This is a genomic window from Nocardia sp. CA-136227 (genome assembly GCF_050955695.1).
Classification (GTDB): domain Bacteria; phylum Actinomycetota; class Actinomycetes; order Mycobacteriales; family Mycobacteriaceae; genus Nocardia.
Window position 1 is genome coordinate 506,888 of the sequence record NZ_CP192081.1, and the last position, 17,716, is coordinate 524,603.

Annotated in this window: 22 protein-coding genes; 12 read left to right on the top strand and 10 right to left on the bottom strand. The window is 69.7% G+C overall.

Annotated elements, in window-relative coordinates; all coding sequences use genetic code 11:
- Window positions 1-74 precede the first annotated feature (74 nt).
- Complete coding sequence (locus tag ACQP06_RS02340) at window positions 75-587, top strand: hypothetical protein (protein ID WP_433670127.1); 513 nt, start codon at window positions 75-77, stop codon at window positions 585-587.
- On the opposite strand, the gene ACQP06_RS02345 is transcribed toward ACQP06_RS02340, so the two are convergent.
- Window positions 588-1,250, bottom strand: coding sequence for a response regulator (locus ACQP06_RS02345; RefSeq protein WP_433670128.1), 663 nt, complete (start codon window positions 1,248-1,250; stop codon window positions 588-590).
- Window positions 1,251-1,272: 22 nt separating this feature from the next.
- The gene (locus tag ACQP06_RS02350; RefSeq protein ID WP_433670129.1) at window positions 1,273-2,499 is read right to left on the bottom strand and encodes a sensor histidine kinase; all 1,227 of its coding nucleotides are present in this window, start codon (window positions 2,497-2,499) and stop codon (window positions 1,273-1,275) included.
- Window positions 2,500-2,647: 148 nt separating this feature from the next.
- Between ACQP06_RS02350 and ACQP06_RS02355 the strand changes: the two genes are divergently transcribed.
- Both ACQP06_RS02355 and ACQP06_RS02360 read left to right on the top strand, forming a co-directional pair.
- Window positions 2,648-3,544, top strand: coding sequence for an ABC transporter ATP-binding protein (locus ACQP06_RS02355; RefSeq protein ID WP_433670131.1), 897 nt, complete (start codon window positions 2,648-2,650; stop codon window positions 3,542-3,544).
- Window positions 3,541-4,425: an ABC transporter permease gene (locus tag ACQP06_RS02360; protein ID WP_433670133.1), complete on the top strand. Its 885-nt coding sequence runs from the start codon at window positions 3,541-3,543 to the stop codon at window positions 4,423-4,425. Before ACQP06_RS02355 ends, ACQP06_RS02360 begins: the two co-directional genes overlap by 4 nt.
- Before the next feature lie 63 nt (window positions 4,426-4,488).
- Here ACQP06_RS02360 and ACQP06_RS02365 read toward each other — a convergent pair whose 3' ends face one another.
- The gene (locus ACQP06_RS02365) at window positions 4,489-5,094 is read right to left on the bottom strand and encodes a TetR/AcrR family transcriptional regulator (protein WP_433670135.1); all 606 of its coding nucleotides are present in this window, start codon (window positions 5,092-5,094) and stop codon (window positions 4,489-4,491) included.
- Window positions 5,095-5,199: 105 nt separating this feature from the next.
- On the opposite strand from ACQP06_RS02365, the gene ACQP06_RS02370 reads away from it, so the two are divergent.
- The 5 genes from ACQP06_RS02370 to ACQP06_RS02390 all read left to right on the top strand — a co-directional run bounded on the left by ACQP06_RS02370 (window position 5,200) and on the right by ACQP06_RS02390 (window position 8,525).
- A complete protein-coding gene (locus ACQP06_RS02370; RefSeq protein ID WP_433670137.1) occupies window positions 5,200-5,847 on the top strand; it encodes an FMN-dependent NADH-azoreductase in 648 nt (215 codons plus the stop codon).
- 1 nt (window position 5,848) lies between these two features.
- Window positions 5,849-6,169, top strand: coding sequence for a DMT family transporter (locus ACQP06_RS02375; protein WP_357087443.1), 321 nt, complete (start codon window positions 5,849-5,851; stop codon window positions 6,167-6,169).
- 30 nt (window positions 6,170-6,199) lie between these two features.
- Complete coding sequence (locus ACQP06_RS02380) at window positions 6,200-6,640, top strand: SRPBCC family protein (RefSeq protein WP_433670139.1); 441 nt, start codon at window positions 6,200-6,202, stop codon at window positions 6,638-6,640.
- A 43-nt stretch (window positions 6,641-6,683) separates the two neighbouring features.
- Window positions 6,684-7,127, top strand: a complete 444-nt coding sequence (locus tag ACQP06_RS02385) for an OsmC family peroxiredoxin (RefSeq protein ID WP_433670140.1) — start codon at window positions 6,684-6,686, stop codon at window positions 7,125-7,127.
- 165 nt (window positions 7,128-7,292) lie between these two features.
- Complete coding sequence (locus ACQP06_RS02390; protein ID WP_433670142.1) at window positions 7,293-8,525, top strand: DUF418 domain-containing protein; 1,233 nt, start codon at window positions 7,293-7,295, stop codon at window positions 8,523-8,525.
- On the opposite strand, the gene mhuD is transcribed toward ACQP06_RS02390, so the two are convergent.
- Complete coding sequence (mhuD, locus tag ACQP06_RS02395; protein WP_357087432.1) at window positions 8,526-8,837, bottom strand: mycobilin-forming heme oxygenase MhuD; 312 nt, start codon at window positions 8,835-8,837, stop codon at window positions 8,526-8,528.
- Window positions 8,838-8,881: 44 nt separating this feature from the next.
- Between mhuD and ACQP06_RS02400 the strand changes: the two genes are divergently transcribed.
- The 3 genes from ACQP06_RS02400 to ACQP06_RS02410 all read left to right on the top strand — a co-directional run bounded on the left by ACQP06_RS02400 (window position 8,882) and on the right by ACQP06_RS02410 (window position 11,736).
- A complete protein-coding gene (locus ACQP06_RS02400) occupies window positions 8,882-9,625 on the top strand; it encodes an alpha/beta fold hydrolase (protein WP_433670144.1) in 744 nt (247 codons plus the stop codon).
- 77 nt (window positions 9,626-9,702) lie between these two features.
- Window positions 9,703-10,875, top strand: coding sequence for an acyl-CoA dehydrogenase family protein (locus tag ACQP06_RS02405; RefSeq protein ID WP_433670146.1), 1,173 nt, complete (start codon window positions 9,703-9,705; stop codon window positions 10,873-10,875).
- A 48-nt stretch (window positions 10,876-10,923) separates the two neighbouring features.
- On the top strand, window positions 10,924-11,736 hold the full coding sequence (locus tag ACQP06_RS02410) for an enoyl-CoA hydratase/isomerase family protein (protein WP_433670148.1): 813 nt from the start codon (window positions 10,924-10,926) through the stop codon (window positions 11,734-11,736).
- Window positions 11,737-11,739: 3 nt separating this feature from the next.
- Here ACQP06_RS02410 and ACQP06_RS02415 read toward each other — a convergent pair whose 3' ends face one another.
- The 6 genes from ACQP06_RS02415 to carD form a co-directional block, all read right to left on the bottom strand.
- On the bottom strand, window positions 11,740-12,018 hold the full coding sequence (locus tag ACQP06_RS02415; protein WP_357087423.1) for a DUF4190 domain-containing protein: 279 nt from the start codon (window positions 12,016-12,018) through the stop codon (window positions 11,740-11,742).
- Window positions 12,019-12,140: 122 nt separating this feature from the next.
- Window positions 12,141-13,124: a 23S rRNA (guanosine(2251)-2'-O)-methyltransferase RlmB gene (rlmB, locus tag ACQP06_RS02420; protein ID WP_433670150.1), complete on the bottom strand. Its 984-nt coding sequence runs from the start codon at window positions 13,122-13,124 to the stop codon at window positions 12,141-12,143.
- Between the two features lie 263 nt (window positions 13,125-13,387).
- Window positions 13,388-14,788 (bottom strand): cysteine--tRNA ligase, encoded by a 1,401-nt coding sequence (gene cysS, locus ACQP06_RS02425; RefSeq protein ID WP_433670152.1) that lies wholly within the window; start codon window positions 14,786-14,788, stop codon window positions 13,388-13,390.
- A gap of 45 nt (window positions 14,789-14,833) precedes the next feature.
- On the bottom strand, window positions 14,834-15,301 hold the full coding sequence (gene ispF, locus ACQP06_RS02430) for a 2-C-methyl-D-erythritol 2,4-cyclodiphosphate synthase (protein WP_379106264.1): 468 nt from the start codon (window positions 15,299-15,301) through the stop codon (window positions 14,834-14,836).
- 14 nt (window positions 15,302-15,315) lie between these two features.
- Complete coding sequence (gene ispD / locus ACQP06_RS02435) at window positions 15,316-16,062, bottom strand: 2-C-methyl-D-erythritol 4-phosphate cytidylyltransferase (protein ID WP_433670154.1); 747 nt, start codon at window positions 16,060-16,062, stop codon at window positions 15,316-15,318.
- Window positions 16,063-16,064: 2 nt separating this feature from the next.
- Entirely contained in the window at window positions 16,065-16,553 is a 489-nt protein-coding gene (gene carD, locus ACQP06_RS02440) for an RNA polymerase-binding transcription factor CarD (protein ID WP_025346809.1), read from the bottom strand.
- A 476-nt stretch (window positions 16,554-17,029) separates the two neighbouring features.
- Here carD and ACQP06_RS02445 point away from each other — a divergent pair, with 476 nt between their 5' ends.
- The gene (locus tag ACQP06_RS02445) at window positions 17,030-17,680 is read left to right on the top strand and encodes a hypothetical protein (protein WP_433670155.1); all 651 of its coding nucleotides are present in this window, start codon (window positions 17,030-17,032) and stop codon (window positions 17,678-17,680) included.
- Window positions 17,681-17,716: the final 36 nt, after the last annotated feature.

A 17,716-nucleotide genomic window follows, 5' to 3' on the forward strand; every position in this document is an offset into this window, starting at 1 on the left:
TCCGGGTGCGTACCCGGCGGCGACCTAATCGGCGACCGATTCGGGGAGGTTCGCGTGCTTGCTACCCTGCCCCGATGTTCGCGGTTCGTTCCTGTTTTCCGGTGTTGACCGGGCTCGCGCTCGTGGCGTCCACGGCGGCCTGTTCGGGGAGCGATACCGCATCACCCGCGACCGCTACGCCGCCGGCGGGAACGACGACCGCCGCGGCGACGCCGTCGATCCCCGCCACCTCCGGTGCCCTGCCGCCCGCCGCGGACGCGCAGGGCTGGCGGGATTCCTTCGCGCGCTGCGGAGATGGTGAACGCCCGGTCCTGCTGATCGGCGCCCTGCTCGGGACCACGCAGCGCTTGGCGGTGTGCGAGGAGCCCGGCGGTCCGCGGGTGCTGCGGGCCGATGTCCCACAGTTGCGGGCGCAGCCGTTCGAGGCCAAGTTCTTCACCTTCACCGCCAACAGCCAGCAGTTCCTCGCCGCGGACGGCATGAAGCTGGACCTGTCGCGTCAGATGGTGACGATCACCGATGATCCGCAGATGAAACGCGGTGTGGTGCAGAGCTTCACGGTGGGGGAGTACTGGAGCACCTTCTGATCACTGCCAGCCGGGCCGCACCAGGCCGGATTCGTAGGCCAGCACCACCAGTTGGGTGCGGTCGCGGGCGCCGAGTTTGACCAGGATGCGGCTGACGTGGGTGCGGGCGGTGGCGGGGCTGAGGTAGAGGCGTTCGGCGATCTCGGCGTTGGTGAGGCCCTCGGCGACGAGCGTCATGACCTCGCGTTCGCGGTCGGTGAGCTCGGAGAAGGCGGCGGCGGGGGCGGGTTTGGCGTGGGTGGCGAATTCCTCGACCAGGCGTTTGGTGACGCTGGGGGAGAGCAGGGCGTCGCCGCCCGCGACCACCCGGACGGCCTTGACCAGGTCGGCGGGTTCGGTGTGTTTGACCAGGAAGCCGGTGGCCCCGGCGCGCATCGCCTCGAAGACGTATTCGTCGAGGTCGAAGGTGGTGAGCACGATGACCTTCACCGCGGCGAGGGCCGGGTCGGCGGCAATGGCGCGGGTGGCGGCCAGTCCGTCCAGGACCGGCATGCGGATGTCCATGAGCACGATGTCGGGGACCAGCGCCCGGGCCAGGTCGACGGCCTGGCCGCCGTGGTCGGCCTCGCCCACCACCTCGATATCGTCCTGGGCGCCGAGCAGCGCGACGAAGCCCGCGCGCACCAGTGCCTGGTCGTCGGCGATCACCACGCGGATCGGCATCGGTCCTCCTCGAATTCCCAGGTTACGCAGCCGGTTCGGGGTGAGCCAGGTGGGTGGGCAGGCGCGCCTTGACCCGGAAGCCGCCGTCGGCCTTGGGTTCGGCGGACAGCTGCCCGCCCAGCGCGTGGGCGCGTTCGGTCATGCCGGTGATGCCGTGCCCGCCGGACGGCGACTGGGGTGCGGGCTGGCGGGTGGGCCTGGTGTTGTCGATGGTGAGCTGCAGCCGTTCGGCCGCGTAGTGCACGGTGACGAGCACGCTCGCGCCGGGTGCGTGCCGCACCACATTGGTGAGCGACTCCTGCACGATGCGGGCGGCGGCCACGTCGACCACGGCGGGCAGCCGGCGCGGTCCGCCGGTGACCATGGTGTGCACCTCGAGGCCGGCGGCGCGGGCCGGTCCGGTGAGCTTGTCGAGGTCGGTGATGCCGATGGTGGGCGTGGTGGGGGCGGCGACGGTGGCGGTGCCGCCGCGTATGGACCGCAGCAGCGCGTTGACCTCGCCGAGCGCGTCCTTGCTGGCGGTCTTGATGGCGGCCAGCGCGGTGGCGGCCTGTTCGGGCTTGCGCTCGAACAACTCCAGCGCGACCGAGGACTGCACATTGATCAGTGACAGGCTGTGCGCCAGCACGTCGTGCAGTTCGCGCGCGATCGCCAGGCGCTCCTCGGTGACCCGCTGTTCCCGTTCGGCCGATTCCAGCGCGTACTGGGTGCGCGCCCGCTGGCGCTCGGCCTCTTCCTCGCGGGCGGCGGCTTCGGCGCGCTGTCGCCGGGCGATGAGGGCGACGCAGCGTTGCCGAAACCCCTCGGCGGCGGCCGCGAGCAGGAAAAGCCAAGCGAGCAAACCGAATTCCTGCCAGACGCTGGTCCGGTACCCGCACCACCCGGGGACCGGCCACACCATGAGCAGGTACCCGACGGCGACGAACGGGTAGGTGTACCAACGGGATCCGCGGACGGCGGCGGTCATGAAGGCGACGACGAGCGAGACGAAGATCGGCCCATACCCATAACCGAACAGTAGGTACGCGACGGTGACGGCCATCGTCCCGTAGAACACCCCCAGCGGGTACCGCCGCCGTAGCAGAAGCAGCACCGGACCCACCGCGAGCAGCACGTATCCGAGCAGGTCGAGGGCGCGCGGCACGTTCTGATGGTGATTGGCCAGCGTGCCCGCGCCGAGCTGTATCGCCCCCACCACCAGAGCCGGGAGCACGTCGCGCCGACCCAGCCTTCCCCCGCGTGTGTCCATAGCAGCACCGTAGCGCCGTCGTCGGGCAGCGGCACCGTGTCGCACCGAAATACGTCCGGATACGGCCCCCGAATACGTCTCGATACGTACACCCGATCACGCGCCGGGACGGATTACTTTCCGTCCCCGGAATCGGATCGTGGAAGCCATGAACGAAGCGATCGCCGTCACCGACCGGCTGACCAAGCGCTACGGCCCCCACACCGCCGTGGACGCGGTCAGCATGAGCGTGCGCCGCGGCGAGATCTACGGCTTCCTGGGCCCCAACGGCGCGGGCAAGACCACCACGCTGCGCATGCTGGCCGGTCTCATCCGCCCGGACTCTGGCGCCGCGACCGTGCTCGGCCGCGCGCCCGGCGACCCGGATGCCTTGCGCCGCATGGGCGTTCTCATCGAGGGCCCCGGCTTCTACCCCTACCTCTCGGGCCGCGACAACCTGCGCGTCCTGGCCCGCTATCGGGGTGTCGGCGACGACGCGGTCGCCGACGCTCTGGCCCGGGTGGACCTGTCCGCCCGCGGTAAGGACAGGTTCCGCACCTACTCGCTCGGCATGAAGCAGCGTCTCGGCGTCGCGGCCGCCCTGCTCGGCCACCCCGACCTGCTGATCCTCGACGAACCCACCAATGGCCTGGATCCCGCGGGCATGGCCGACATGCGGGAACTCATCACCGGACTCGCCGCCGACGGGCACACCGTCGTGCTGTCCAGTCACCTGCTCAGTGAAGTGCAGGAGATCTGCGATCGCGTCGGCGTCATCTCCGACGGCCGCCTGCTCACCGAATCGACGGTGCGGGACCTGCGCGGCACCGCCTCGCTGCTGGTCCGGGCCGAACCCCTGGACCTGGCGTTCCCGGCGGTGCGCGCGGTGGCGGGGGAGCGGTCCGCGCTGCTCACCGCCGCCGGGATCCGGGTGGACGCCGGAGCCGCCGAGGCACCGGCGGTGGCGCGCGCTGTCGTCGAGGCCGGCGCGGACCTGCTCGAACTGCGCAGCGACGAAAAGTCCCTGGAGGAAGTATTTTTCGAGATGACGGAGACAGCGAAATGACAGACCGCGGCACCCTCGACAACCACGGCGCGTTCCCGGCTCTGGTGGCCAGTGTCCGGGCCGAACTGCTACGGCTGCGCAAGTGGCCCGCGTTCTGGATCGTGCTCGGCACCTGGATCCTGCTGAACCTCACCTTCGCCTACCTGTTCAACTACCTCGCCTACACGACCGGCAGCAGTACGCGCATGTCCAATGGGCTGCCCCGCGATGCGCTCCTGCAGCAGATGCTGCCCGCCGCGGTACCGGAGGTGTTCACGCAGGGCATGGCGCTGTTCGGGGGCGCGCTGCTGCTGGTGCTGGGCGCGCTGGCGACGGGCAGCGGGTACGGCTGGGGCAGCTGGAAAACCGCGCTCACCCAAGGCCCTTCGCGGGCGAACGTGATCGGCGCGGTGGTGCTGAGCCTGGCGCTGACGGTGGTCGCGCTGGTGCTGGTCGCCTTCGCGGTGGACACCGGGGTGGCGATGCTCATCGCGGGCAGCCAGGGGCAGTCCCTGGCGCTGCCGTCCATGGGCCGGATACTGCTCGGAATCGGTTCGGGCGCGGCGATTCTGAGCATGTGGACGCTGGCGGGCGCCTTGGTCGGGACCGCGGCCCGGGGGCCCGCACTGGCGGTCGGCCTGGGCCTGGTGTGGGTGCTGGTGGTGGAGAATCTGCTCCGCGGCGTGGGCGCGATCTTCTCGCCGATCCAGGCGGTGACCGATCACCTGCCCGGTACGGCGGCCGGTTCGCTCGCGGGCTCGATGCGCACGGTGAGCGGCCCGGCGACGCCGGGCGTACTGAGTGTGCTCTCGCGCGGCGAGTCCCTGATCGTCCTGGCCGTCTACGTCATGCTGTTCGCGGGCGGCACGATCTGGCTGGTCCGTCGTCGCGACATGGCTTGAGGCGCAGGCGGATACCGTGTTCCGCGACCGTCCATCCCACCGGTGGGCGGTCGCGGCGCCGTGTCACGGCCGGGGCGAGTCCAGTACGCCGTGCGCGATCCGCGCGAGTCCGGCGGCGATCCGATCGGTGCTGAGCCCGCGGTCGCGCTGCTGCCGGTACACCTCGGCGGCGAGCGGCGCGAGGAGTGCGTCCACCAGCGCATCCGGTTCGGCCACACCGGCTTCGACGAGCAGCATCCGGACGTGCACCGCCCAGAACTGGTAGGCCCCGGTGCGGAAGCGCGCGCCCCCGGTCTCCGCGCCGAGCACCAAATTGGCGTGGGTGTCGAGCAATTCGAGCATCGCGGCGTAGAACGCGGCGAGGCGTTCGGCGGGCGGCGCGCCCGGCCCGAGCGGCGGTTCCCCGCGCAGGAGCTGTTCCTGGAGCGCCTTCTCGTGGTCGTCGAGCAGGGCCACCGCGATCGAGCCCACATCCGGATAGCGCCGGTACAGCGTCCCGCGGCCGACTCCGGCGGCCTTGGCGATGTCGTCCATGGTGACCGTGCGCGGGTCGCGGTCGGCGAACAGTCGCGCGGCGGCGGCCAGCACCTTGGCCCGGTTGCGGGCCGCGTCAGCGCGCTCGACGGGCGCGGCCTGGTCGTCGATGAGCGGTAGGCCGGGGGTGTTCATGCAGCTCACTGTAGCCTTCGAGGAATAAGTGGACAATACGTCCGGTTAAGGTCTACCGTTGGAGAAGTAACCGGACAATATGTCCACTTGATGGGAGACCCGCTCATGACCGCTCTGCTGCACCTCGACGCCAGCGCCCGCCGCAACTCCGTCAGCCGTCTGCTCGGCGCGACCTTCGCCGACGCCTGGCGGGCCGAACACCCCGACGGCGCCTACGTCCACCGCGACCTGGCCGACGACCCCATCCCGTTCATCGGCGAGGGCTGGACCGAACTGTGCGACCGCGTCCTCGCGCACGGCAGCACCGACCTGGACCGCCTGGCCGACCTGGTGGACTCACCCGAGCAGCAGCGGGCCTGGGAGATCGTCGAACCCCTGCTCGCCGAGGTCCGCGCCGCCGATGTCGTGCTGATCGGCACGCCGATGTACAACTACTCGGTTCCGGCGAGCCTCAAGGCCTGGCTGGACCAGATCACCTTCCCGCGAATGTCGCTGGCCCCCACCCGATTCGTGGTGGTGACCGCCCGCGGCGGCGCGTACTCCCCGGGCGCGCCGAAGGCGATCTACGACTACCAGGAGCGCTACCTGCGCGACTTCTTCGCCGGCCACTTCGCCGTCGAGGACACGGTTTTCGTCAATGCCGAACTGGTGAACGCCCGCCACGATCCGGCGCTGGCCCATCTGCGCGACAAGCACGACGCCTCCTACGCGGCCGCCCTCGACGCGGTCCGCGCGCTCGGTAAGGAGTACTGACATGAACTGGCTCGTCCTGGGTTTGGCCGGCCTGGTGGAGATCGCCTGGTCGCAGTCCATCAAACCGACCCAGAATTTCACCAAGCCGCTCCCGACCCTGGTGTGCTTCCTGCTCGCGGCGGTCGCGGTGTACCTGCTGTCCTACGCCATGCAGTCGCTGCCGGTGGGCACCGCGTACGCGATCTTCACCGGCATCGGGGCGGTCGGCGCGATCGCGCTGGGCGTGCTGGTGCAGAAGGACCCGCTCAGTGTGGGCCGGATGCTGGCGCTGTCCATGATCATCGGCGGCATCGTCCTCGCCCGGGTCACCAATCCCGGGTGAGCGCGGTTCGGGGCGGTATCGTCGCCGCCCATGAACGCTGCGCCCCCGCGGCCACCCGACCTCGCCGCGCGACCGTTCTCGCTGGTCGCCGAACGCATCATGGCCGCCTCCCCGGCCGAGCTGTACCGCATGGCCACCAGACAGTTCGGAACCTGGTTCGCGGACCCGGGTTCGGTGCGGATGCGGCCCGAGGTGAACGAGCCGTTCTACTTCACCGCGGGCGGCGGCCACCCGCACTACGGGCGCTTCCTGCGCCTGGTCCCGGACAATCTGGTGGAACTCACCTGGATCACCGATGGCACGGCGGGCGCGGAAACCGTACTCACGGTGGAACTCTCGGCGCACGGCGCGGGCACCGCCCTGGTGCTCACCCACGCCGGATTCCCCGACGAGCCCGCCCGGGACCGGCATCGGCAGTCCTGGCCGCGCATCCTCGAACACTGGGACCACAGCGCCGCCGCCACCGGGTAGGTTCGATCCGAAGTCGAGTTCCCCCACACGAAAGGACGTAACGATGCCTACACGTTCCGCGCATACCAGCTGGTCCGGTGGTCTGCAGGACGGTTCCGGTCAGGTCGAGCTGGTCAGCTCGGGCGTCGGCAAGTACGACGTCTCGTTCCCCAAGCGCGCCGCCGACGCGGCCGACGGCACCACCAGCCCCGAAGAGCTCATCGCGGCCGCGCACTCCTCCTGCTACGCCATGGCCCTGTCCGGCCAGATCGGCAATGCGGGCGGCACCGTGCAGAGCCTCGACATCACCGCCGACGTCACCCTGGGCCCGGACCCGGCCGGCGGCTTCCGCATCACCAAGATCAAGCTGACCGTGGTCGGCAAGGCCTCCGGCATCGACGAGGCCGGGTTCCTGGCCGCCGCCGAGGCCGCCAAGGCGGGCTGCCCGGTGTCCAAGGCGCTGACCGGCGTCGACACCATCGAACTGGCCGCCACCTTCGAGGCGTAGTCCTCGAGGCGCAGTGCGCGCGGTCCCGGCTGACACTCTTGTCTGCCGGGACTAGTTCTTTCGGTCAGAGTTCGCCCGGAATCGGGCAATGGGCTCGAAATTCACGCTGCCCCACCATTAGCCTCGCCCTCACTGCCGGTCGAAATGTGGAGGTGAGCAGTGGTGATGGAGTCACCGGTCGCGGTCGAGGCGGCGCGGGAATCGAATGCGGTCGATCCGCTGCCGCGGGTGCTCGCGCTGGACGCCGCCCGCGGAATCGCGGTGCTCGGCATGTTCGCGGTCCACGTCGGACCACCGCGGGAGAGTCCTGGCGCGGGCTGGCTGACGGTCTTCGAGGGCCGTTCGGCGGCCCTGTTCGCAGTGCTCGCGGGCGTGTCCCTGGCCCTCATGTCCGGTGGGGCGCAACCCGCCACCGGTCCGGCCGGTCGCCGCGCGGTGGTCCGCATCGCCGCCCGGGCGATCCTGGTGGCGCTGCTGGGTCTGGCACTGGCGCAACTGCATTCCGGTATCGGAATCGCGCTCATCCTGGCCTATTACGGCCTGTTCTTCCTGCTGGCGCTGCCCGCGCTGTGGCTGAGCGCGCGGGGACTGGCCCTGCTGGCGGCGATCTGGGCGATCGCGGGACCGCTCGAGTCGTACGCGATCCGAAATCAGATGGAGCAGAGTGCTTTCGGCGGCGATCCCGACTTCGGCATGCTGACCTCCTGGTCCGGCGTGCGGGAGGTGTTCCAGATGCTGACGCTCACCGGCACCTACCCGGCCCTGACCTGGATGCCGTTCCTCTTCGCCGGAATGGCCCTGGGCCGCTGGGGGATTCGCGCGCTGCGTCCGCTACCGGTGATCGGTGTCGGCGCGGCGCTCACGCTGCTCGGCTACGGCGGTTCCTGGCTGGCGCAGCATCCGTTCGGTGGCCGTGCGCAGCTCGCGGAGCTGCTCACCCGGAACATGGCGGCGGCGGGCATCATCGACTTCGATCCGGGCCGGGTCATCGACGCGGCCGGATTCGGAGTGGTGTCCACGACCAGCCCGTGGTGGCTGACCGTCGCGACCCCGCACAGCGGCACCCCGTTCGAGGTGTTCGGCGCGACCGGCGTCGCCTTCCTCGTGATCGGCGTCCTGATGGCGGTGGTGCCGCGCACCGGAATCGCGGTGCGGCCCTTGATCGCCGCGGGCTCCTGCGCCCTGAGCCTCTACATCCTGCAGGTGGTCGCGGTCAGCGTGCTGGTGCCGGTCCCGGATCCGGAAGCGACGTCGCTGCCCGGCGGTATCCACGGACCGGGCTGGGAACTACTGGCCCTGCTGGCGCTCGGCTCGCTGCTGGCGGCGACCCTGTGGCGCTACCGCTTCCGCCGCGGTCCGGCGGAATGGCTGCTCCACAAGGTCACCTATCGGGCCTGATCAGGCGTTCTTGCCCGCCACATCCAGGACGACCTCGAACTCCAGCAGCGACGCGCCGGTCGAGACGGGCTTGCGCGCCTCGCCCGCGTGCGCCTCGCGCGCCGGGCCGTCCCGCCACGCCGCGAAGGACTCCTCCGAATCCCACTGCGTGACAACGAAGTAGCGGTTGTCGCCGGCGACCGGGCGGAGCAGCTGGAAGCCCAGGAACCCGGGCGAGTTCTCGACCGCGTGCGCGCGGTGCGCGAAACGCTTCTCCAGTTCGGGGCCGGCGCCCTCGGGGACCTCGATTGCGTTGATCTTGACGACTGCCATGCCTGCGAATGTACTCCGGCACTCCGGACGTATCGTTCGGGGCGATGTTGTATGACGAAGGCGGCACCGGGACTCCGATCCTGCTGCTGCATGGGCTGATGGGCAGTGCCCGGACCTGGCGGGCGCAGCTGCCCTGGGTGCGGGAATTCGGGCACGTGTACACGTTCGACGCGGCCGGGCACGGGCGGCCCGCACCGCCGCGGCTCACCACCGAGGCCTTCGTGGCCGATCTCGCGGAAGCGACCGCGCACATCGACGAGCCGATGGTCGTGATCGGGCACTCCATGGGCGGCCTGCACGGCTGGATGTTCACCGCCGCCCACCCGGACCGGGTCCGGGCGCTGGTGGTCGAGGACATGGCCCCCGACTTCCAGGGCCGCACCGCGGCGGACTGGGCGGCCATGGTCGAGGCCTGGCCGATCCCGTTCGCCACCGAGGCAGCGGTGCTGGAGTTCTTCGGGCCGGTGGCCGGACGCTACTTCCTGGACTCGTTCCGCCTCGAGCCCGACGGCTACCACCTGCACGGCGAGGTGCCGACCTTCCGGGACATCTCCGAGGAGTGGGGCACCCGCGACTTCTGGGCGCAGTGGAAGTCGGTGACCGTGCCCGCGCTGCTGATCGAGGGCGAGTACACCATCACGCCGCCGGGTCAGATGCGGGAGATGGCAGCGCTGCATCCGGACGCCCGGCACGTGGTGATCGCGGACGCCGGGCACCTGGTGCACGACGATCAACCGGCCGCCTACCGGGCCGAAGTCGAGGATTTCCTGCGTCGCGTCCTCGTTTGAGGGCGGGTGCCTTCAGTCGGGTGGGGTGGTCGTCGTATGCTCGGCTCGACCGCGACTCCTGACGGATGGTGACCACGATGATCGACTTCTCGATTCCCGCCGACCTCGCTGCCGAACGCGACCGCGTTCGCCAGTTCGTCATCGACAAGATCGTGCCCTTCGAACGCGACCCGCGCCTGACCGCGCACGGCCCCAACGACGAACTGCGCCAGGAAATGGTGGAGCTGGCTCGCGCCGAGAAGCTGCTCACCATCCAGGCCCCCGTCGAGCTGGGCGGGCGCGGCCTGACCCACGTCGAACAGGCCGTGCTGTACGAGGCCGCCGGCTGGTCCACCCTCGGCCCGGTCGCCATGAACTGCGCCGCCCCCGACGAGGGCAATATGTTCATGCTGTCCAAGATCGCGAATCCGGAACAGACGCAACGCTTCCTGCAGCCGGTCATCGACGGCCACCAGCGCTCCGTCTTCGCCATGACCGAGCCGGGCGGCGCGGGCTCCGACCCCAACCAGCTCGCCACCGAGGCCGTCTTCGACGGTGAGAACTTCACCATCAACGGCCGCAAATGGCTGATCACCGGCGCCGACGGCGCCAAGACCTGGATCATCATGGCGCGCCTGGCCGCCAACCCGCACCTGCCCGAGGGCCCCACCCTGTTCCTCTGCGACGGCGACACCGAGGGCATCGTCATCGAGCGGATCATGAACACCATGGACCGCAACTACGTCGGCGGCCACGCGGTGGTGAACTTCGAAAACCTGGTCCTGCCCAAGGAATCCGTGCTCGGCGAGACCGGCCAGGCGCTGCGCTACGCCCAGCTGCGGCTGGCCCCGGCCCGCCTCACCCACTGCATGCGCTGGCTCGGCGCGGCCGAACGCGCCCAGGCCATCGCGGTCGACTACGCCAAGACCCGCACCGCCTTCGGCAAGCCGATCGGCGAGCACCAGGGCGTGTCGTTCATGCTGGCGGACAATGAGATCGCGCTGCACCAGTGCCGCCTCACCATCTGGCACGCCTGCTGGCTGATGGATCAGGGCCACAAGGCCCGCCACGAGTCCTCGATCGCCAAGTCCTATGTCTCCGAGGAGCTGTTCAAGGTCACCGACCGCTGTGTCCAGGTGCTCGGCGGCATCGGCATCTCCGACGAGACCGTGGTCGAGATGATCTTCCGCGACATGCGCGCCTTCCGCCTCTACGACGGCCCCACCGAGGTGCACAAGTACGCCATCGGCCGGCAGATCCTCCGCGCCTGAACTGTGGGAACCCGCCCGGAGTCGGGCACAGGGCCTAATATGCACCGCATGAGTTCGGAATTGCTTGTGGACGTCTCCGGGGGCGTCGCGGTCCTGACGCTCAACCGGCCCGCCCAGCAGAACGCGCTGACTCCGGCCATGGCGTCGGAACTCGGTGCGGCCCTGCGCCGCTGCGACAACGACGATGCCATCGGCGCGGTCGTCATCACCGGCACCGCGCCCGCGTTCTGCGCGGGCGCGGACCTGTCGCTCAAGGTCGGCGAGGTCAACGGCCTCATCGACCCGGCGCCGTTCCGGATCCGAAAACCGGTCATCGCCGCCGTCAACGGGCACGCCGTCGGCATCGGCCTGGAGATCGCGCTGCAGTGCGACCTGCGCTACGTGGCCCGCGACGCCGTGTACGCCCTCAACCAGGTCCGCCGCGGCGCGCTCGCCGACGGCTTCGCACACTGGACCCTGCCCCGCCTTATCGGCAGCGCCCGCGCCGCCGACCTGCTGCTCACCGGTCGCACCTTCGACGGTGACGAGGCGTACTCGCTCGGCATCGCCAATTCCTGCCTGCACGCCGCCGAGGTCCTGCCCACCGCCCTCGAGGTGGCCCACGACATCGCCCACGGCTCGGCCCCGCTCCCCGTGGCGCTGTCCAAGCGCCTGCTCTGGGAGGCCCCCACCATGGACCCGGACACCGTGGGCCGCTTGGAAACCGAGCTCAACGACTACGTCGCCAAGAGCACCGACGGCGGCGAAGGTGTCGCGGCCCTGAAGGACCGCCGCCCGCCGAAGTGGACCGGCAGCGTCGCGGGGGAATGGCCCGCCTGGGACGGCATCACCGGCGGCGAGCAGCGCCCGGGCCTGGACTGATGATCAGGCCCTTCCGCTGATCACCATCATCAGGAAGATGCTGCCGAACACGACCATCATGAATGTCCCGATGACGCCGAGGACATAGCCGACCAGGACCTGCACCCGGCCGCCGAAGCGGCCCCCGCCCTCCTCGATGTCGTTGAGCGCGCGTCGGCCGAGGGCCCACGCGATCGGTCCCAGCGCGCCGCAGCAGAACACGCTGAGCGCGCCCAGTAGCAGGACGGCGGTTGCGTGCTCGTGCTCGACGGGGGACCCGAGGGGCGGCTGATCGAAGACCACCGCCAAAGTTTACGGGCGAAAGGCACCGCGCGGCAGGTGGACGCGCGGTGTTCGCTTGGGCCACTTGATTATCGAGGCGGAACTGGACGCCCCACAGTGATGGTCGAGCGACCGATTTGGGGTCAGGAGCGGCGCTGGCGAGCCACTTCGGCCAGCACCACACCGGCCGCCACCGACGCGTTCAGCGACTCCACCGGCCCCGCCATCGGAATGCTCAGGATCGAATCGCAGTTCTCGCGCACCAGCCGCGAGAGCCCCTTGCCCTCGGAGCCGACCACGACGACCGTCGGTGCGCTGCCGTCGAATTCGTCGAGGGTGGTGTCCCCGCCCGCGTCGAGCCCGACGATCTGGTAGCCCTTGTTGGCCCAATCCTTCAGCGTACGAGTCAGATTCGTGGCCCGCGCGACCGGAAGCCGCGCCGCCGCACCGGCGCTCGTGCGCCACGCCACCGCGGTGACGCTGGCGCTGCGCCGCTGCGGGATGACCACGCCGTGCCCGCCGAACGCCGCCACGGACCGGATGACCGCGCCCAGGTTGCGCGGGTCGGTGATGTTGTCCAGCGCCACGATCAGCGCCGGCTCGCCCGAGTTGCGCACCCGGTCCACCAGGTCGTCGGGGTGCGCGTACTTGTACGGCGGCACCTGCAGCGCCATGCCCTGGTGCATGCCGTTGTGGCTCATCTTGTCCAGGTCGGTGCGCGGCACCTCCAGGATCGAGATGCCGATCTCGGCGGCCGTCTTCACCGCCTCGGAGAGCCGGTCGTCGTTCTCGGTGCCGTTGGCGACGTACAGGGCGGTCGCGGGCACACCGGCGCGCAGGCACTCCACGACCGGGTTCCGGCCGAGCACCAGCTCGGGACCCTCGTTGTCCTTGCGGCCCGCGATCGGCCGCGAGGCATTGCGCGACCGGGTGGTGGCGGCCGTCGCCTCGGCCTTGGCCTTCGCCTTCGCGCGCTTGGCGGCGACGTGATAGACGCGGTCCTCGGCCTTGGGGGTCGCCCCCTTGCCCTCGAGCCCACGCCGGCGCTGCCCGCCGGAACCGACGACCGCGCCCTTCTTGCTTCCGGTCTTCCGGGTCGCCCCGCGTCGCTGGGAGTTGCCTGCCATCACTTCGCCTTCCGAATCTGTTAAATGCACACAGCACGCGGTAAACCCGCCTCGAGCCGGGCGCGGGACGAACCCGCTCACTCTCGATCCTGCGGGAAACCTGCCTCCGGTCGGCGCAGCGTGCGGCTGCGCCCATCTCGAACATCCTCCGGGCCTGGCATTGCCGGAGGGTCACTGAGAATTGTGCCCCACGCTGGTCCGCGGTCCCGAATTCGGTGCGCTCCGCCACACCGACCGGGAACCGCCGCTCCTGCTCGGAACCGCTACTTCTTCTCCTTGGACAAGGCCCACTCCGCGCCCTGCGGCGTGTCGGTGACCTCGACGCCCGCGGCCTGCAGCCGGTCGCGGACCGCGTCGGCGGTGGCCCAATCCTTGTCGGCGCGCGCCTGCTGCCGCCGGCCCAGTTCCGCGCCGATCAGCACGTCCAGCGCGGCGATGGCGTTCGAGTTGTCGGCGGGCGCGGCCCAGTGCGCGTCCAGCGGGTCCACGCCGAGAATGCCCAGCATGGCCCGGACCTGACCGGCGAGCATGCGCGCGCCCGAGAGGTCCCCGGCGTCGAGGGCCTTGTTGCCCTCGCTCACCACGCCGTGAATCGCGGCCAGCGCCTGCGGAACACCGAGATCGTCGTCGAGCGCCTCGGCGAAGGCCGGGGTCCAGGTGCCGACCGGCACGTCACCGGTGCGCTCGGCGACCCGCAGCACGAAGGCCTCCAGGCGCTGGTATCCGGCGGCGGCTTCGGTCAGCGCCTGATCGGAATATTCGACCATCGACCGGTAGCCCACGCTGCCGAGGTAGTAGCGCAATTCGACCGCGCGCACCCCGACCCGTTCCAGCACATTCGGAATGGACAGCACATTGCCCAGCGACTTGGACATCTTCTCGCCGCCCATGGTCACCCAGCCGTTGTGCAGCCAGTAGCGCGCGAATCCGTCCCCCGCCGCGCGCGACTGCGCGATCTCGTTCTCGTGGTGCGGGAAAACCAGATCCATTCCACCGCAATGAATATCGAATTCCGGACCGAGATAGAACTCGGCCATCGCGGAGCATTCCAAATGCCAGCCCGGCCGGCCGGGACCCCACGGCGACGGCCAATTCGGCTCACCGGGTTTCGCGGCCTTCCACAGCGTGAAATCGCGCGGATCCTTCTTACCGGTGCCCGCGCTCTCACCCTGATGCACGTCATCGAGCTTGTGCCCGGACAACTTTCCGTAATCCGGGAAGCTCAGCACATCGAAATAGACATTGCCGTCGGAGGCATAAGCGTGGCCGCGCTCGATGAGCCGTTCCATCATCCCGACCATCTGGGTGATGTGCCCGGTCGCGCGCGGCTCCGCGGACGGCGGCAGCACGCCGAGCGTCTCGTAGGCGCGGTCGAAGGCGCGCTCGTGCGTGGCCGCCCACTCCCACCAGGGGCGGCCGTGCTCGGCGGCCTTGGTCAGGATCTTGTCGTCGATATCGGTGACATTGCGGATGAAGGCCACGTCGAAACCGTTGGCGGCCAGCCACCGTCGCAGCACGTCGAAGGCGACGCCGCTGCGCACGTGCCCGATGTGGGGTTCCCCCTGAACGGTCGCGCCGCACAGGTACACCGAGGCTTTGCCGGGGACCAGCGGCGTGAAATCACGCAGGGTCCGCGTCTCGGTGTCGAAAAGGCGCAGAGTCACGACAGAGCATCCTAGCTGTTGGGAAATGGGCGGATTACGGGTGCGTCAGGCGCGGCAACACAGCAGGGCGGTGGCCACCGCGGCCACGCCCTCGCCGCGGCCGGTGAGGCCCAGACCGTCGGTCGTGGTGCCCGACACCGAGATCGGCGCACCCAGGATCTCACCCAGCACCTGTTGCGCCTCGGCCCGCCGGGGACCGATTTTGGGCCGATTTCCGATGACCTGTACAGCCGCATTGACAATCGAGAATCCGGCCTCGTCGAGCAGTCGCCGGACTTCTTTCAGCATGGCCGCGCCGGACACGCCCTCCCATTCGGGACGGCCGGTGCCGAAGACCGCGCCGACATCGCCGAGTCCGGCGGCCGAGAGCAGGGCGTCGCAGAGCGCGTGGGCGGCGACATCGCCGTCGGAATGGCCCTCGCAGCCGCTGTCACCCTCGAACAGCAGGCCCGCCATCCAGCAGGGGCGGCCGGGTTCGATGGGGTGGACATCGCTGCCGATGCCGGTGCGCAGGCTCATCGGATCCGTCACGGCGCGATCACCGCCGCGCGTGTCGTGTCCAGCCCACCTGCGGTGTCGGGCGAATCACGGCGGGCGGCCAGGGTATTGGCCAGGACCAGGTCCAAGGGCGAAGTGATCTTGAAAGCCAGGGCGTCACCGAGCACCGTCTCGACGGTCGCACCCAGCATCTCCACCAACCCCGCGTCATCGGTCGCCTGTGTACCCACAGCGTAGGCGGAGCGCAGCAGCTCGGCGTCGAAGCCCTGCGGAGTCTGGATGGCGCGCAGCTCGGAGCGGTCCGGCGTGCCGGTCACCGCGCCCGAGGCGTCCACGGATTTGATGGTGTCGGCCACCGGCAGGGCGGGCACCACGGCCCGCGCACCCGCGCGCAGCGCGTCCACGACCCGGGTGATCAGGGCCGGGGGAGTCAGGGCCCGGGCGGCGTCGTGCACCAGCACCAGGGTGGCGTCGGGGGCGGCCGCGAGGCCGGCCCGCACCGAATCGGTCCGCTCGGCACCACCGGCGACCACGTGCACGGGGACGTCGGAGTCGGGCAGCAGGCCACGGGTCTGTGCGACGAGTTCGGCGGGCACCATAACCACAACGTCGTCGACCGACCCGGAATCGATCAGCCCCTGGACCGCGAGAGTGAGCATGGGACTGCCGCCGACGTGGACGAAGGCCTTCGGCTTGTTCTCACCGAGACGCACGCCCATGCCGGCGGCAGGAACCAAGGCGGCGACGCGAACGCCGTCGCCGGGTGTTGTTTTCACGGTCAGGAGGCCGCTGCGAGAACCTCGTCGAGCAGGGTCTCCGCCTTGACGTCGTCGGTGCCTTCCGCGAGCGCGAGCTCGCCGACGAGGATCTGACGGGCCTTGGCCAGCATCCGCTTCTCGCCGGCGGACAGGCCGCGGTCCTGCTCACGACGCCACAGGTCGCGAACGACCTCGGCCACCTTGTTCACATCGCCGGAGGCGAGCTTCTCGAGGTTGGCCTTGTAGCGGCGGGACCAGTTGGTCGGCTCTTCGGTGTGCGGAGCCCGCAGAACCTGGAAGACCTTGTCCAAGCCCTCCTGGCCGACGACGTCGCGGACGCCGACATACTCCGCATTCTCTGCGGGAACCCGAACGGTCAGGTCGCCCTGTGCGACCTTCAGGACCAGATACTCCTTTTGTACACCCTTGATGGTGCGGGTTTCGATAGCTTCGATCAGCGCCGCTCCGTGGTGGGGGTAAACGACGGTGTCTCCGACCTTAAAAATCATGTGTCCCGTGCCCCTTTCGATGTTCACAGTTTAACATGCGACTCGGTAACGGCGCGATCAACGGCGCAGGTCAGGGCCACAACGGAGCGGCGGCGGGGGTTGACAGATGGCGAATCGTGTGCATCCCGTTGTGGCATAAGGGGATAGCGCATCGCGCTGTTCGCGCGCATATGCGAGTGCGTAGTTCGCATACGCGACCGGGCACCCTCGCATAAACGGCAATGCCGCTCACGAGAACTCGTCTCGGAATCTCTGTCATGCCCCCTGACACATCCCACCCGGTCGCTCCGTGTGATCTGTGACGCGCTCGCCCGATACCGACCGACGTTCGATCCGATATCGCACGGCGCTCGCAACCGGCTACCGCGTGACGCGCGCACGACACCGCCCGCGTGTAGCACGGGGGAAGCGACGCACTACTCTCATTGACTACTACTCTCCATAGTGGAGTGAGCCCGGTCGACATGGAGGACACCGTGACTGCCCTGAAAGCCACCACTGCGTCGAAGTCGCGGCGGCGTGCCGTGACAGTTGCTGCACTCGCTGCGGGTGCGGTGCTCGCGCTGTCGGGTTGCGGCGCCGGTCAGATCTCGCAGACCGCCACCCAGGTCGCCGCCGTCAACGGCAGCACCGCCAATGTCGGGTCCATCGCGCTGCGCGACGTGCGCTTCCTGCTGCCGCAGGGCGAGGAATCCGGCAACACCAAGGGTGGCAAGGCCGTGCTGGCCTTCACCGCCGTGAACATGAGCGACAGCAAGACCGACGAGCTGGTCAGCATCACCGCCGAGGGCCTGGGCACGGTCAAGCTGGACAGCAAGATCGAGATCAAGCCGTCCAGCGCCGTCGTCGCCGACAAGCCGACCGCCAAGGACTCCGCCCAGGCCTCCGCCGTGCACGAGCAGAACGCCGGCCAGCCCGCCTCCGACAAGGTCGCGGACCCCAACGCCAAGCCGATCCTGATCGAGGTCACCGGTCTCGCCAAGGACGTCAACCCGGGCCTGACCTACCCGCTCACCTTCAACTTCAAGGAGGGTGGCACCGTCGTCGTCAACACCCCGGTCGACGCCGGTCCGAACAACCCGCGCCCCGAGCCCGCCAAGGCGGAGAAGAAGGGCGGCGAGCACTGAGCTCGCGCTGAACCTCCGACGGTGCCCGTCCCGGAT

What these genes read in the sequence shown, in the direction of transcription:
- ACQP06_RS02340 (WP_433670127.1), top strand. Translation starts at nt 75, where the DNA reads ATGTTCGCGGTTCGTTCCTGTTTTCCGGTGTTGACCGGGCTCGCGCTC.
- ACQP06_RS02345 (WP_433670128.1), bottom strand. Translation starts at nt 1,250, where the DNA reads ATGCCGATCCGCGTGGTGATCGCCGACGACCAGGCACTGGTGCGCGCG.
- ACQP06_RS02350 (WP_433670129.1), bottom strand. Translation starts at nt 2,499, where the DNA reads ATGGACACACGCGGGGGAAGGCTGGGTCGGCGCGACGTGCTCCCGGCT.
- ACQP06_RS02355 (WP_433670131.1), top strand. Translation starts at nt 2,648, where the DNA reads ATGAACGAAGCGATCGCCGTCACCGACCGGCTGACCAAGCGCTACGGC.
- ACQP06_RS02360 (WP_433670133.1), top strand. Translation starts at nt 3,541, where the DNA reads ATGACAGACCGCGGCACCCTCGACAACCACGGCGCGTTCCCGGCTCTG.
- ACQP06_RS02365 (WP_433670135.1), bottom strand. Translation starts at nt 5,094, where the DNA reads ATGAACACCCCCGGCCTACCGCTCATCGACGACCAGGCCGCGCCCGTC.
- ACQP06_RS02370 (WP_433670137.1), top strand. Translation starts at nt 5,200, where the DNA reads ATGACCGCTCTGCTGCACCTCGACGCCAGCGCCCGCCGCAACTCCGTC.
- ACQP06_RS02375 (WP_357087443.1), top strand. Translation starts at nt 5,849, where the DNA reads ATGAACTGGCTCGTCCTGGGTTTGGCCGGCCTGGTGGAGATCGCCTGG.
- ACQP06_RS02380 (WP_433670139.1), top strand. Translation starts at nt 6,200, where the DNA reads ATGAACGCTGCGCCCCCGCGGCCACCCGACCTCGCCGCGCGACCGTTC.
- ACQP06_RS02385 (WP_433670140.1), top strand. Translation starts at nt 6,684, where the DNA reads ATGCCTACACGTTCCGCGCATACCAGCTGGTCCGGTGGTCTGCAGGAC.
- ACQP06_RS02390 (WP_433670142.1), top strand. Translation starts at nt 7,293, where the DNA reads ATGGAGTCACCGGTCGCGGTCGAGGCGGCGCGGGAATCGAATGCGGTC.
- mhuD (WP_357087432.1), bottom strand. Translation starts at nt 8,837, where the DNA reads ATGGCAGTCGTCAAGATCAACGCAATCGAGGTCCCCGAGGGCGCCGGC.
- ACQP06_RS02400 (WP_433670144.1), top strand. Translation starts at nt 8,882, where the DNA reads ATGTTGTATGACGAAGGCGGCACCGGGACTCCGATCCTGCTGCTGCAT.
- ACQP06_RS02405 (WP_433670146.1), top strand. Translation starts at nt 9,703, where the DNA reads ATGATCGACTTCTCGATTCCCGCCGACCTCGCTGCCGAACGCGACCGC.
- ACQP06_RS02410 (WP_433670148.1), top strand. Translation starts at nt 10,924, where the DNA reads ATGAGTTCGGAATTGCTTGTGGACGTCTCCGGGGGCGTCGCGGTCCTG.
- rlmB (WP_433670150.1), bottom strand. Translation starts at nt 13,124, where the DNA reads ATGGCAGGCAACTCCCAGCGACGCGGGGCGACCCGGAAGACCGGAAGC.
- carD (WP_025346809.1), bottom strand. Translation starts at nt 16,553, where the DNA reads ATGATTTTTAAGGTCGGAGACACCGTCGTTTACCCCCACCACGGAGCG.